Annotated in this window: 11 protein-coding genes; 8 read left to right on the top strand and 3 right to left on the bottom strand. The window is 35.0% G+C overall.

Annotation, left to right across the window (positions count from 1 at the left end):
- Positions 1-3: 3 nt before the first annotated feature.
- From Q4503_RS07175 to Q4503_RS07160, 4 genes are all read left to right on the top strand, one after another.
- Positions 4-531: a MotA/TolQ/ExbB proton channel family protein gene (locus Q4503_RS07175; RefSeq protein ID WP_159819812.1), complete on the top strand. Its 528-nt coding sequence runs from the start codon at positions 4-6 to the stop codon at positions 529-531.
- 71 nt (positions 532-602) lie between these two features.
- On the top strand, positions 603-1013 hold the full coding sequence (locus tag Q4503_RS07170; protein ID WP_215974551.1) for a biopolymer transporter ExbD: 411 nt from the start codon (positions 603-605) through the stop codon (positions 1011-1013).
- A gap of 83 nt (positions 1014-1096) precedes the next feature.
- Positions 1097-1666: an energy transducer TonB gene (locus Q4503_RS07165; protein ID WP_215974628.1), complete on the top strand. Its 570-nt coding sequence runs from the start codon at positions 1097-1099 to the stop codon at positions 1664-1666.
- A 60-nt stretch (positions 1667-1726) separates the two neighbouring features.
- Complete coding sequence (locus Q4503_RS07160) at positions 1727-3073, top strand: hypothetical protein (protein ID WP_215974550.1); 1347 nt, start codon at positions 1727-1729, stop codon at positions 3071-3073.
- A gap of 564 nt (positions 3074-3637) precedes the next feature.
- On the opposite strand, the gene Q4503_RS07155 is transcribed toward Q4503_RS07160, so the two are convergent.
- Together Q4503_RS07155 and Q4503_RS07150 are read right to left on the bottom strand one after the other, a co-directional pair.
- Positions 3638-3940 (bottom strand): DUF6172 family protein, encoded by a 303-nt coding sequence (locus Q4503_RS07155; protein WP_215974549.1) that lies wholly within the window; start codon positions 3938-3940, stop codon positions 3638-3640.
- Between the two features lie 172 nt (positions 3941-4112).
- Entirely contained in the window at positions 4113-4568 is a 456-nt protein-coding gene (locus Q4503_RS07150; RefSeq protein ID WP_303601827.1) for a methylglyoxal synthase, read from the bottom strand.
- A 366-nt stretch (positions 4569-4934) separates the two neighbouring features.
- On the opposite strand from Q4503_RS07150, the gene Q4503_RS07145 reads away from it, so the two are divergent.
- From Q4503_RS07145 to Q4503_RS07130, 4 genes are all read left to right on the top strand, one after another.
- The gene (locus tag Q4503_RS07145) at positions 4935-7118 is read left to right on the top strand and encodes an OsmC domain/YcaO domain-containing protein (RefSeq protein WP_303601826.1); all 2184 of its coding nucleotides are present in this window, start codon (positions 4935-4937) and stop codon (positions 7116-7118) included.
- A gap of 231 nt (positions 7119-7349) precedes the next feature.
- Positions 7350-7841: a hotdog fold domain-containing protein gene (locus Q4503_RS07140; protein ID WP_303601850.1), complete on the top strand. Its 492-nt coding sequence runs from the start codon at positions 7350-7352 to the stop codon at positions 7839-7841.
- Positions 7842-8105: 264 nt separating this feature from the next.
- The gene (locus Q4503_RS07135) at positions 8106-9704 is read left to right on the top strand and encodes a cation:proton antiporter (RefSeq protein WP_215974546.1); all 1599 of its coding nucleotides are present in this window, start codon (positions 8106-8108) and stop codon (positions 9702-9704) included.
- A 450-nt stretch (positions 9705-10154) separates the two neighbouring features.
- Positions 10155-12092 (top strand): hypothetical protein, encoded by a 1938-nt coding sequence (locus tag Q4503_RS07130; RefSeq protein ID WP_303601825.1) that lies wholly within the window; start codon positions 10155-10157, stop codon positions 12090-12092.
- Between the two features lie 228 nt (positions 12093-12320).
- Here Q4503_RS07130 and Q4503_RS07125 read toward each other — a convergent pair whose 3' ends face one another.
- A complete protein-coding gene (locus Q4503_RS07125) occupies positions 12321-14120 on the bottom strand; it encodes an ATP-binding protein (protein WP_215974544.1) in 1800 nt (599 codons plus the stop codon).
- Positions 14121-14703 lie beyond the last annotated feature (583 nt).

Raw genomic sequence — 14703 nt, 5'->3', positions numbered from 1 at the left:
AACGTGATTGCCTTAACCGAAATGTTCGACGCTATTGTAGAGTTTATGGATACGGGCGGGCAGGTATTAACCGTTATTGGCTGTGTTATTTTCATTATGTGGTTAATGATCTTTGAACGATTTGTATTTATCTCACTAAGTTATAAAAGTGTGAAAAAGCATTTGCTTAGTACATGGGAAAGCAGAGCAGATCAAACGTCATGGAACAGTGAGCAAATTAGAACGGCATTAATTTCACGTGGTGCAACTAAGTTAAATCGAAATATTAGCTTAATTCAGTCATTGGTTGTGCTATGTCCGCTTCTAGGTTTACTAGGCACAGTGACCGGTATGATTGAAGTTTTTGATGTAATGGCTATTTCAGGTAGTGGCAATGCTCGTTCAATGGCTTCAGGTGTATCAAGAGCAACGATACCAACAATGGCCGGTATGGTTGGCTCTTTATCAGGTGTTTTCACCGTCGCCTGGATTAAACGAAATGCTAAGAAAGAAACCGAGTTATTAGCTGATTCTTTAACAGCAAATCATTAAACAAAAAGAAAGTTACGTACTAGTTAATGATTATTGGCTAGTACCATACAGATAAACTATTAGGAAAAATCATGCGTCACTTAAATAAAATGATACAAGCGCAGGAAGAAAAAGAAGAAATAGATATGACTCCAATGTTGGATGTAGTGTTTATTTTACTTATTTTCTTCATCGTTACTGCCTCTTTCGTTAAGGAAGCTGGTATTGATGTTAATCGTCCAGAAGCAGCTACAGCTGTTAAGAAAGAGCGCGCCAATATACTCGTTGCTATTAGTGATAAAGGCGACATTTGGATCAATAAACGTAAAGTTGATATTCGCAGTGTGCAAGCCAATATTGAACGATTAAAAGCTGAAAACCCGCAAGGTACTGTTGTTATTCAAGCTGATAAGAAGGCAACAACAGATACTTTAATTAAGGTTATGGATTCAGCGCGCGCCGCTGGTGTGTTTGACGTATCGATTGCTGCGCAAGAAGCCTAGTAAACGTTGGAGAGTGTTAAGTGACTACAATAATTGTGCGCAGTGGTGTTCGATATGTTATCGCAGGTGTACTGGCGCTAAGTATGACCTTTTTATTATTTTGGGGAATGCAGAACCTTATTGCTGGCGGTAATGATGTTATGTCAGAGCCAGTAAAAGGTAATGTGCTAGATTTTATTCGTTTGAAAAAAGATGAGTCGGTTGTTAAAAAAGAACGAAAAGTACAAAAGCCCGCAAAACCTAAAGAGCCACCACCGCCAATGACAACACCTCCTATGCAGCAGAGTAACCCTAATGCAAACGCGACTAAAAGTAGCTTTGCTGCTGATATTCAAGCTGATATCGGGTTATCAGGTGGTTTGAACTTAGATAGTGGTGATGGAGATTATTTACCTATTGTAAAAGTTGCCGCGGTTTATCCACGTCGAGCGCAAGCACGAGGTATTGAAGGTTATGTAATTGTTGAATTTACCGTGACTAAAACAGGGGCTGTAACAAACCCAGTTGTAGTGCAAGCCGAGCCTGAAGGTGTGTTTGACCGAGCAGCCTTAGATGCGGTGGTTAAGTTCAAATATAAACCACGTGTTGTTGATGGTGTCGCAATGTCAGTGGCAGGGGTCCAAAATAAAATTAGTTTTGAGATCGACGGATAAATCAAACTTCACAAGAAAAGTAAGTTTATTTTTAATATTTAAATAAAAAGGAGAGTTAAAATGAAAGTTTCCTTATTTTTAGCTTCAACATTAGGTTTGGTGACATTTTTATCATCAAGTCAGGTAATGGCTAACGAAAATAATTCAGCCAACACTAAACAAGAAGCTAAACAAGAACATAAAAGTTACCGTGAAAGTAAAAAAGTTCCAGCGATGAGAAACCGTGTTTACACGCAACTTGCGCGAGCACAAAAACTTGCGGATGAAGGCGATATACCCGCAGGAATAGCTGTGTTAGCTGAAGTGGAAGAGCGTGTTGATAGTTTAAATAGCTACGAACAAGCAATGTTATATAACTTTTATAGCTTTATGCATTACGCCAATGATGATGTTGAAAATGCGATTATTAACTTTAATAAAGTGATCCGTGACGAAAGTTCAATTCCGGATAGTTTGCTTATTTCAACACGATTTTCACTTGCGCAATTATCGATGCAAAACCAAGATTATACTTCGGCATTAACACATTTAAAGGCTTGGCAAGAAATTAATTCAAAGCCACTAACTTCGAGTCAAGAAATGTTATTTGCTCAAGTTTATTACCAAGATAAACAATTTGTTGATAGCTTAATGCATATTGAAAATGCCATTAAAATAGCTGAACTAGATAATAAAATACCTAAAGAAAATTGGCTTATTCTAAAACGTGCCACTCACTATGAGTTAAATCAGCCTAAACAAGTAACCGAAGTGATGGAACAACTTGTACGTTTATACAGCAAGCCTGAATATTGGTTACAGCTTGCAGGTATGTATGGTGAAATTGGAGAAGAAGATAAGCAAGTTGCGGTAATGGAAGCGGCTTATCAAGCAGGCTATATTATTAAATCAAATGATATTATGACACTTGCACAATTATACCAATTTCATGGCGCGCCTTTTAAAGCTGCGAAATTATTAGACGAAGCCATTGAACAAGGTAACGTAGTTGCACAAGAAAAAAGTTTAGACTTACTTTCTCGTGCATATTTAGGTGCTAAGGAAACAATGCAAGCTATTAAAACCCTACAACAATTAACAGAGTTAGCTGATGACGGTAAATATGATGCGTTACTTGCGCAAACATATTTAAATGCTGAAAAATGGCAACAAGCCATTAACGCTGCAGATAAAGCAATTACAAAAAGTAAAAGTGAAGAATCAGCGGCTTACTTAGGTAATATGTACCTTGCTAAAGGTATGGCAAACTTTAATTTAAAAGAATTTGATGCATCTTTGGCGGCTTTTGAGCAGGCAGAAAAATTACCTAAAATTAAAAAAACAGCACAGCAATGGGCTAAATATGTTGCACGTGAACAAGACGCTTTTCAAAGACAACAGGAAATGCGTTTAGCTATGCTTAATTAGTATAGAGAATAGGTTTTGTTTAACCTCCCTTTTAAGCGCCTTTAGGCGCTTTTTTTTATTATGTATATTCCTGAGATTTTTTTGTGCGATTTTTGCATTCTATATGTCACATCATATACTTCATAGGCCATTAAATACAAAATACTTGGTTATTCCTGTATGTCTTATTTAGTTATTCTATAGGTCTGTTGATAAGTGATCCCGTGCGCGTGGTTGAATAATACGTGAGACCTTGAATCAAGTGCAGGGTGTTTGCTCGATTAGTCATTCTGTAGATCGCTTGATACGTAATCTCATACGCATGGTTGAACAAAACCGAGGTTATTAATCAAGTTTAGAATGATGACGAGGTGTTCAGGGGATTTCGTCATTCCGTAGATCGCTTAATACGAAATCTCATGCGTGTGGTTGAATAATACATGAGATTTTGAATCAAGTTCAGAATGACGGGTTTTACTCAGGTATGACCAAAATTTTTTATGAGGAAATCGAGGTTAAGGGGATTACTAAACTCAAAATGACGAGAATTCTAGTTCAAAAATGCTCGCCATCAATTCAAGTGTTCTATTCTTCGTCTTCAATTGGCTTTGATGTTCTTACTGCCGGTTTTGCGATAATTTCTAGGTAGAAACTTTCCAGTTCATGTTGTGCAGCATCATCAATACACTTATTCAGTGTAGACATATGAACAACATCGGCTACCTCTTTAGTGTGACCATATTTACAATCAAAGTCCCAGAAGTCAGCGTCATCAGGTAGTTTTTTATTGCGTTCTCTTTTAATGTACTTTTTTACTTCGTGCTTAATTGCATCAATAAGTCTTGCTGGCTTAATTGTTTTATGAGTTAATAAAAATGTTTTTTTCATTGGGTACCTTGGATCGACTATATATTTTAATATTTGGTTAGCGAGCTAATCCAAATGTAGATGTACAGTATACCATAGCGCAATTTTGATGCTATTTTACTATAGAGCCTGTCATAAATAGATATTAACATGAAAAGGGCGCTACCTGATATGAAAAAAGTACTAATGACTGTTAGGTTCTTCTTGCTAAATAGCCTTTATAGTCAGGTATACGAGCATGATAAACTTTATCAAGGTGATATGAGTCTAGAATAAAGTCTGCCGTTGCTAAATTTGTTGCTACCGGGATATTCCAAACTGCGGCTAGTCGCAATAAGGCTTTTACATCAGGATCATGCGGTGCAGCATTCATTGGGTCCCACAAAAAAATAAGTATGTCTATTTTTCCTTCTGCGATTTTAGCGCCAAGTTGCTGATCGCCGCCCATCGGACCTGATAATAAGCTTTCAATTGGTAATTTTAATTTTTGTGAGAGCATAGTTCCCGTTGTGCCTGTCGCATAAAGCTTGTGATTTTTTAATATGTCTAATCTCACTTCAGCCCAATCGAGTAATGATTCTTTCATATGGTCATGTGCAACAAGCGCTATATGTTTATTTTGCGCTAATTCGCGTGTTGTATATTCCATAACTGTCCTAATGCTTTGCTAAAAAACTGTAATTAATTTAATAGATAGTAACATCTTGAACTTTTTATTCTAGCGCTAATAATAATTCTGTCGATGAATTAAAAGTTAACGGCTGCTAATGGTATACTTTACCCTATAAGTAATCACTAATTAAACGAGCAAGTAGTTAACGTAGGTTGATTCGACGCGTATAATATTTATTTATACAAACATTGAGTCAATTTATATTATGACTTAAGGCTAATATAGCCAAAAATCCAATAATTACACTCATCAATATTAAGATGCTAAATAGTTTCGGTGAATCCTCATAAGTTGAGACGATCCAAACACTTTTATTACAACATTAAAATATGGAAACGTTTCATGGAAATCAAAGTTAATTTTCTCGACAACCTTAGATTAGAAGCTAAGTTTGATGACTTTAGTGTCATTGCTGATCAACCTATACGTTACAAAGGAGATGGCTCAGCTCCTGGTCCTTTTGATTATTTTCTTGCATCATCAGCGCTTTGTGCTGCTTATTTTGTTAAAGTTTATTGTTCGTCGCGTGACATACCAACTGAGAATATTCGTTTATCACAAAACAATATTGTTGATCCTGAAGATCGCTACAATCAAATATTTCAAATTCAGGTGGAATTACCCGAGAGTATTTCTGATCGAGATAAAAAAGGTATTTTACGCTCTATTGACCGATGTACAGTAAAAAGAGTTGTGCAATCGGGACCTGAATTTAAAGTAGAAGCGGTTGAAAGCCTAGAAGAAGATGCTCAGGCAATGTTGATGGGGCAGACTACAGATGATAGTAGTACCTATATTTTAGGCAAAGATTTACCACTTGAACAAACCATTAAGGACATGACTGGCATTCTGGCTGATTTGGGTATGAAGATAGAAATTTCTTCATGGCGAAATATTGTTCCTAATGTGTGGTCTTTACATATCAGGGATGCGGCTTCTCCTATGTGCTTTACTAATGGTAAAGGGTCAACAAAAGAAAGTGCACTTTGTTCAGCATTAGGTGAGTTTATCGAACGTCTTAATTGTAATTTCTTCTATAACGATCAATTTTTAGGAGAAGAAATTGCAAATAGTGATTTTGTTCATTACCCCAATGAAAAGTGGTTTAAAGCGGCAGAAAATGATGCTTTACCTGAGGGAATTTTGGATGATTATTGTTTAGGTATTTACAACCCTGAAAATGAGCTACGTGCGTCAAATTTAATTGATACTAACTCAGGTAATGTTGCGCGCGGTATTTGTTCTATTCCTTATCAACGTCATAGTGACGGTGAAACGGTTTATTTTCCTTCTAATTTAATTGAAAATTTATTTTTAAGTAATGGTATGAGCGCGGGTAATAATTTAGCTGAAGCGCAAGTACAGTGTTTATCTGAAATTTTTGAACGTGCGGTCAAAAGACAAATTATTGAACAAGAAATTGTCTTACCGGATGTACCACAACAAGTGCTTGAGAAATATCCAAGTATTTTAGCGGGTATTAAAGGTCTTGAAGAGCAGGGTTTTCCAGTTGTTGTTAAAGATGCCTCTTTAGGTGGACAATTTCCTGTTATGTGCGTGACCTTAATGAACCCGAAAACAGGCGGTGTTTTTGCGTCATTTGGTGCACATCCAAGTTTTGAAGTAGCATTAGAGCGAAGCTTAACTGAATTGTTACAAGGGCGAAGTTTTGAAGGATTAAACGATGTGCCAAAGCCAACATTTAATAGCATGGCAGTGTCTGAACCGGAAAATGCGGTTGAACACTTTATTGATTCTACAGGGGTTATTTCTTGGCGTTTCTTTAGTTCAAAATACGATTACCAATTTTGTGAATGGGACTTTTCTGGCACAAATGAAGAAGAGTACGGTAGCTTGTTTGCTATTTTAAAAGCACTGGGTAAAGAGGTTTATATTACTGTCTTTGATCAACTAGGTGCTACCGCATGTCGCATGTTAGTTCCTGACTATTCAGAAGTGTATCCGGTTGAAGATCTTATTTGGGATAACACCAATAAAGCATTAGATTATCGTGAAGATATTTTAAACCTTCACGTGCTAAGTGATGATGCATTACAAGATTTATTTGAACGTTTAGAAGATAGCCAACAAGATAACTACATTGATATTCGCACTTTAATTGGCATTGAATTTGACGAAAATACCGTGTGGGGACAGTTAACTATTCTTGAACTGAAAATTCTTATTTGTCTTGCGTTAGGCGCATTGGAAGATGCCCTTGATTTAGTCGGGGAATTTTTACAGTACAATGATAACACGGTTGAACGTGGTTTATTCTATCAAGCAGTACATGCGGTACTCGAAGTTACGTTAGATGATGAATTAGAATTAGATGATTTTATTACTAATTTTAATCGTATGTTTGGTGAAGAAAATATGAGTAATGTTGTTGGGTCAGTGTTTGGTGAAATCAGATTCTTTGGTTTAACTAAAACGAGCATGAAACTCGAAGGTTTAGATAAACATTTAAGATTGATTGAAAGTTATAAAAAACTTCATCAAGCACGAAGCTTAAAAATAACGTAAGTTAACCATAAGGATAATTTAACTGCTTAATTTCTTGCCGACCTATAACTGTTATTTGTTGGCAGAATTAATATTGCATGGAAGCAATATTTTACTATCAAGCAAAGTATCTTTAATGTTTATACAATGAATGAAACCTAAACAATTTTCCTGTATATAAAGCTGGTTGAGTTTTGGTAAATTAATGCTAAACTCATCCGACCAGGTAAAAATAACACAGGAAAATTTATGATGGCGCAAAACATCACAACTAAGTCTACTCAAGCTAAACCCACTAAAGTTATGGCGCTGTATAAAAGAGTGACGCGTTGGCCAATGGGGAAGAAGTTATTCTCTATGATGGTTGCTCGTATGGCTCCTTATTTTAGAACGATCAACCCTTTAATTACTGAGCTAAAACCCAACTATTGCGAATGCTATATCAAAAAACGCAACAAGGTTCATAATCATATAAAAACGGTACATGTTATTGCTATTTGTAACGGGTTAGAAATGGCGATGGGTGTTATGGCTGAAGCTTCTATTCCTAAACATTTACGGTGGATCCCTAAAGGTATGTCGCTAGACTATACTGCCAAGGCTGGTTCAGATATACGTTGTGTAGCGCAAGTAGAGCCTGAGCAATGGCAAGTCGGTGATCTTCTTGTACCTGTTACCGCTTATGACAACAATGATGTTGTGGTAGTACAAGGCCATATAAAACTTTGGATTTCTGAAAAGTAAAGATTTTAAGTGCTATATTTCAGCAAAGCTGATTACTCTATCAAACATAACGACACGAATTTTTTGATTACTGCATAAAAAAGTTATAGATTTGAAATAACATGCTGATATATCATGTTATTTCAAATTTTTTATTCTGGTGTGCAATACGCTTAATCGTTTGTAGTACAACCAATTATAATATCCACACTACCTTTGCTGTTTTAACTATTCAATTGTTTCATTTGTAGTAGGCGAGACATGAGGTTTATTTAAGGAAGTATAATGGACTCACTACTCGTTATTATTACTATCTCATTAGCACTAGCAAGTGTCTTAAATATAGTATTAACTCGGTTTTCCATCTCTCATATTATTGGCTATATAATTACAGGCACTATCGTTAGTTTTATTTTCGATTTTAACGGTAGTGAAGACCTAGAATCACTCGATTTAATTGGTGAATTTGGAATTGTCTTCCTGATGTTTACGATTGGTTTAGAAATGTCTTATTCTAAACTCCACAAGATGAAACATTTGATATTCTATAATGGTTTTATGCAAGTCGCTTGTAGTTCCCTTATTATTTTTGCTTTAGCTCATTATGTGTTTTCATTAGATACTATTTCATCTGTCATTATCTCTCTTTCTTTTAGTTTATCGTCAACGGCTATCGTACTGCCGTATTTGAAAAAGTCTAAAGATATTGTAACGCCATACGGCGAAAAGTCTGTAGCCATTTTAGTTTTTCAAGATTTAGCCGTTATTCCAATTTTGCTATTAATGAGTTTTCTAGCCAATAATGAAATGTCGATGACTGATATTCTCTTAAAAACCTTTCTTTATGCGACGGCTATCATCGTTTTTATGTTTACTTTAGGTAAAAAAATTATTGGCTGGTTACTGCATTTCTCTTCCACCGCAAAAATGGAAGAATTGTTTTTAAGCTCCGTTTTTACCATTGTTATTGGTGCTTCATTATTGGCGCATGAGCTCGGTTTTACTTACTCTTTAGGTGCTTTTATTGCCGGGATGATTATTGCTGAAACTAACTTTCATATTAAAGTTGAGTCAGATATTTCTTCCTATAAAGATTTATTGTTAGGGGCTTTTTTCTTCTCTATCGGTACCAAAATTGATATTTTTTATTTTGCCAGTAACTTATATCTAGTGCTAGGTATACTCTTGTTGGTGATGATTATTAAAGCCGTTCTTATCTATTTTATTATTAGAAAAAGTGCCAATAAAAGTGATGCAATAAAGTCTGCATTGGCTTTATGTCAAATAGGTGAATTCTCTTTTGCAATTTTTGCCTTGGCTGTCCACCAAAATATTTTAGATAGTGAACTGGGAAATTTTCTTATATTGATTACCGTGTTATCTATGCTGGTAACACCTTTCATGATCAATAATATCTACAAAATAGCATCGCTGTTTGTGGTTGAGTTTTTTGAAGCCGATAAAATAGCACCGGTAAATGTGCGCAATCATACGATTGTTTGTGGTTTTGCTACATTAGGAAGAATTGTTGCCAAAGAGTTAGCGAGCAAAGATATTGATTTTTTAATTATTTCTGACAACTTACAGCATGTCTTATTAGCTAGAAAACGAGGATACAATGCTTACTTTGGTCATCTTGATAAGCGAGTAGTGCTTGAATCACTTAAAGTAGAGCTATCTAAAAGCATTATAGTGACTGTTCATACATTAAAAGGTAAACAGTTAATTTGTGAAGCAGTATTAGAATATTGCCCAGAAGCCAATTTGATTGTGCAAGTAAATACGCTTGAGGAAAAAGTAGTTTTATCTGAGTTAGACATAAAATCATTTGTCCATGCTCATCATGAAACAGCTGTTTTATTAGTAAAAGAAAGTTTAGTTTAGTCAAAATATAAAACACCCAAAATGTAATATGTTAATATTGTTCTTTGGGTGTACACTGCATTGTCCATATATACTGCCAGCGCTAAAGCACTATTATTTATTTTCAATTTAGCATTTAGAATTAAGATTCGTCTCCCATATTGCTTAACCTCAGTTCAAATTAGCTATATTTTTAATTAAATAACGTAAATAATCTGCTCTCGGATTAATAAATCTTCCTCTAGTCGCTATTCCCCCTATCATCATCTGGTCAAAATATAACGTCATCATGAAATTTGGTTTACCAATTTTATGATTTTTTATTGTTTGTGTTTTATTATTGGTTGACAATTTGGTAATGCGCTGTGATTATAGTTGTCAGTGTTTTAATTAAAACCAATCTTATTTATTGGTTTGGTTTTATACTTATAACTACAAGAAATTAAAATAATTTGTACGGGGATATCTATAATGAAAACCAAATTGTTAATAGCAATGACGAGCGCTTTAGCATTAAGTGCATGTAAAAGTGATTATGAACTACCATCAAGTGGTAACTCTTTAGGAAGTGTTGCACTTTCTGGCGATGCTATTATTGGTTCAACATTATCTGCTAATATTACCGAAGGTAATGGTTTTGAATCAGGTAATGTTACCTATACTTGGCTACTTGATGGCGTTGCCATTAGTGGTGCTTCATCAAGTTCTTATACTGTTACATCTACTGATGAAGGTTCAAAAATTTCATTAAGCGTGAGTTATGTTGATAATGATGGTTATAGTGAGATAGCAACCTCATCACTAACTGAAACTGTTGAATTTCCAGCAGTACCGAGTGAAGGCACAGTCGAGATCACAGGTGATGCTTATATAGGTTTTGAATTAACAGCACAAATTATCGATGATAACGGATCTGGTGATACTCCTATTACCTACACATGGATGGCGGATGGTGTTGCCATTGCTGATGCAGAAGAAGCTACTTATATGGTAACAGCTGCTGAAGAAGGAAAAACTATTTCTGTGGCGGTAAGTTACCTAGATAATGATGGTTTTGAGGAAGCTTCTACTTCGTATCCAACAGCCGCTATTATCGAAAAACCTGCTGATGTTATTACCTCTAAAGTTGCATCAATTACGGACACTATGGACGACGATGCAGGAGAATTAAGATATAAACATGACTCAACTATTGAAGCAGGTATGCTTACTGTTTCATTTGCAAAAGATGAAGTTTTGACCGCAGATGGTAGCGCTAAAGAAGCTTATATTGCTTTATATGGCAGCTCAACTTCAACAGCCGCAGCGATAGTTGATTTAAGAATAGGTAATGGCACTTATACTATACGTAATAGTGATATTGCCGTGACGTCAACATTTACACCAGGTGAATGGATTGACGTTGAGATGACTTGGGATGCCTCAAGCGCAAGTGAAAGTGTCGCACCGTTAGTAACTGTTTCTATTAATGGTAGTGCTATTACTACTGAAGCTTTTACTTCTGTTTCTGAAGACCTTGCGTCAGTAATGGATGGTGCTAAAACAGTAGTATTTAAATTAGGTGATACTGGTTCTGTAGTAACAGGCGCTTATTTAGTTGATGATTTTACTCTGTATTCTGATATTCCAGGCACAACAGTTGCTTATTCAGATGATTTTGAAGGCTATGAAGTCAATAGCTCATTAGATACTGATAATAGTGCATCACCTTATGATTCAAGTACCGCTGATGCATTTGTGGTTGAAGTGATTAGAGCAGGTACTAGTGAGCCAACAGAGCCTGAAGCTCCATCTACCACGCGTGGTAAATTTGCATCAATTACTGATACTATGACCGATGATGCAGGTGAATTACGATATAAAGGATCAATGTTAGCGGCAGGTAAATTAACAGCGTCATTTAATAAAGCCGAAGGTGATGAAAAAGATGCTTACATTGGCTTGTATGGTAACTCAACCAGTGTTGCTGATGCTGTTATTGATCTAAGAATTAAAAACGGTGTTTTTGAAATTCGTAATAACGAAACGATTCTTAGTGCAGTAACCTTTGAAACTGATAAATGGCATGATGTTGAAATAACGTGGGATTCATCAAGCACTACCGAAGTTACAACCTTGACACTTGCTATTGATGGCGAAATGTTTGGGCCATTCTTATCCGCAACAACGGAAGCGTTAGATTTAACCGCTGATGGTGTATCAACTGTTGTATTTAAATTAGGTGATAACGGTGGTGTCGCATCAACCGCTTTTTTAGTGGATGATATTAAACTTTATTCTGATACAGAAGCTACAGTAGAAGTTTTCTCTGATGATTTTGAGGGCTACTCAGTTGGTGATTCATTAGCTGCAGATAATTCAGCTTCGCCTTATAATTCGAACTCAGCCGAGGTTATTGTTGGACAATAACTAGCGAGCAGAATAGCTAGGCATTAGCTAATAATTACACATACAAAAATAGCGCTCATTTTAGCGCTATTTTTTTGTCTATTATTTGGTGCAAAGGCTATGTTTAGTGAGTTAAGTAAGCATAGTTTAATAGACCATGCTGATTATCTAATTAGTACAATCGAACATTAAATTATTGCTTTATTATTGCTTTAGCTTGATGTCGAATATGGCGTTAGTTAATTTGGATTACCCTTCATTATTCAATGGTAAAATTAATGAAAAAACGCTGCCCTTATTTAGCTCGCTAGTTACACTGACAGTACCTTTATGCGCTAAAGCAATATGTTTTACAATAGATAAACCTAAGCCTGTCCCACCTAATTGTCGACTACGTGCTTTATCTACACGATAGAAGCGTTCAAATAGTCTAGATAAATGCTCTTCAGGAATCCCACTGCCTTGGTCCGCAACGTTGATCTTAATATCATTATTTTCTTTAATAATAGTAATGTTTATTTCACTATTACCATTACTGTATTTAATAGCATTATTTAATAGATTAATAATTGCTTGTTCTATTAATGACGAATTATGTTTAAAGCTTATATCTTCTGCATTATTTAATATGATGTTGATATTTCTTTTTAGTGCTTTGTCTTTACAAAGGAAAATAGCATTGCTTATTGCTAAGGTGACTGATTCATCAACAAAGTCTATTTCATCAACCTCTGTTTCTTTTTCTATTTTAGATAATGTCAGTAAGTTTTCTATAATCCCTTCTAAACGAATAGAGTGGGTATGTATCACACCAATAAAATAGCAGCGTTTTTCTTGATCTAACTCTGGAAACTCTATTAAGGTTTCAGAAAGGCCTTGGATAGCGGTCAGTGGTGTTCTGAGTTCGTGCGATACGTTAGCAACAAATTCTTTTCTTTGTAATTCGAATTCTTTTAACTTTGTTATGTCGTTAAATACAACAAGGGTACCACACTTGTTTTTGTGTATATCAAGTAGCGGAGCTGATTGAGCAAACAGAACTTGTTCATGTGTATTTTCATTATGAATAATAATTTCTTGCCCAACTGGAGAGCTCTGTTGTAGCGAAAATACAATCAAGTTATATAGTTCACTGTTATCTATTGTGCTTTTTAACTTACAGCCTTCTATATTTTTTTCTCTTATTTTTAAAATGTTATAGGCTGCTTGGTTAATACTGATAATTTTTTCATTACTATCAACCGCAACAACGCCTTCAACCATACTTGAAAATACCGCTTCTTGTTCGTTTCTTTGATTGAGGATTGTTTCAATACGTTGATTTAATTCAATGGCAATTTCATTAAATGCTTGTCCTAATTGTTCAGACTCAAGAGAATCATTAGAGCCTAATTGTACACGGCTTGAAAAATCACCTTTAGCTAACCGTTGTGCTTGTATTTTTATCATTTCAAGCGGTCTCACTAAAGATTTTGACATCCACCAGCTAGCAAAAACAGTAATAACTGTGAGAATAATAAACCCTATAGATATTTTATAATAAATTATCCATAGCGCATTTTGTAATGTATCTAAAGGCGTTGATGTTCTGATAAAGCCAATAAGGATATCTTGTTCAATAATGGGCATGGCAAAATTCATGGCATCTGTTGATATAGTATCACTGTACCTTATTGCTAAACCTTTTCCTGTCATGAGTGCTTGTTCTATTTCTGGACGACCTATGTGATTGTCCATTATTTTTGGTGACTTTTTATTATCACCCAGCACTAATCCTGAAGGGAGAATAATGGTTATTCTGGTAAATGAATCATCACCTAATTGTTGCGCTTTATTTTGAATTTCTGGATAGCGTTTAGCTTGAATAAGTCGAGAGAATTCAGGTGCTAATATTTTGGCTCTAATTTCTAAATCTAAAGCTCGCTCTTGATAATAGAATGATTTAAAGGACCAAAGCGCAATCATTACAATAGCGAGTAATGAAATAAATGAGATGCTTAGAAAAGAGGGATATAATTTCCAAAAAAGAGTTTTGCGTTTTATTGTCATTGTATATTCGTTAGTGGTTATTTGTTGTTATTGTTAGTTGTTAAAATGAAATATTACATTCACTAGTAGGCTATAAAATATGAACATTAGAAATAAGGGCAAAGGAAAAAACTTGGTTCAATACGTAAATTGTAAAGTGATGTAGGTTACAAATCTTGCATTTCAACAGTATGATCTTTCAGCTTTTCTTATATTATATTTTTAATACAAACTAAGGTGTTAACTATTATACTCATTATGTACTAAACAGAGCGCAGTTTAAAATACTCAATGCCGTTATCGCCGTTAATCTCAGGATATTTAAAAACGTACTGCCGTAACAGTCATAATAAACTCCATAAACATGCAAGTAAAACCTACCAATAGTAATGCTATTATTGCTGTTAGTTTATCTAACAGTTATTTTTCCCTTACTTCATCGTTAAATTTACTTGTAATAGACTAGCTAGTGACGCGAAATTTGCTTTGAATTAAGAAAAATTATCGAGTTAAAGTATAAAATATAGTTATATTATTAATAATTTCAATAAATTAAAAACATCTTAAACTGAGTTCAGGTTAAGTATATACTTGATCCAGAAGG

The organism is Colwellia sp. 6_MG-2023, from assembly GCF_030547765.1.
Classification (GTDB): Bacteria; Pseudomonadota; Gammaproteobacteria; order Enterobacterales; family Alteromonadaceae; genus Colwellia.
This window is presented reverse-complemented; position numbering and strand designations above follow the sequence as displayed.

What these genes read in the sequence shown, in the direction of transcription:
- Q4503_RS07170 (WP_215974551.1), top strand. Translation starts at nt 603, where the DNA reads ATGCGTCACTTAAATAAAATGATACAAGCGCAGGAAGAAAAAGAAGAA.
- Q4503_RS07165 (WP_215974628.1), top strand. Translation starts at nt 1,097, where the DNA reads ATGACCTTTTTATTATTTTGGGGAATGCAGAACCTTATTGCTGGCGGT.
- Q4503_RS07160 (WP_215974550.1), top strand. Translation starts at nt 1,727, where the DNA reads ATGAAAGTTTCCTTATTTTTAGCTTCAACATTAGGTTTGGTGACATTT.
- Q4503_RS07155 (WP_215974549.1), bottom strand. Translation starts at nt 3,940, where the DNA reads ATGAAAAAAACATTTTTATTAACTCATAAAACAATTAAGCCAGCAAGA.
- Q4503_RS07150 (WP_303601827.1), bottom strand. Translation starts at nt 4,568, where the DNA reads ATGGAATATACAACACGCGAATTAGCGCAAAATAAACATATAGCGCTT.
- Q4503_RS07145 (WP_303601826.1), top strand. Translation starts at nt 4,935, where the DNA reads ATGGAAATCAAAGTTAATTTTCTCGACAACCTTAGATTAGAAGCTAAG.
- Q4503_RS07140 (WP_303601850.1), top strand. Translation starts at nt 7,350, where the DNA reads ATGGCGCAAAACATCACAACTAAGTCTACTCAAGCTAAACCCACTAAA.
- Q4503_RS07135 (WP_215974546.1), top strand. Translation starts at nt 8,106, where the DNA reads ATGGACTCACTACTCGTTATTATTACTATCTCATTAGCACTAGCAAGT.
- Q4503_RS07130 (WP_303601825.1), top strand. Translation starts at nt 10,155, where the DNA reads ATGAAAACCAAATTGTTAATAGCAATGACGAGCGCTTTAGCATTAAGT.
- Q4503_RS07125 (WP_215974544.1), bottom strand. Translation starts at nt 14,120, where the DNA reads ATGACAATAAAACGCAAAACTCTTTTTTGGAAATTATATCCCTCTTTT.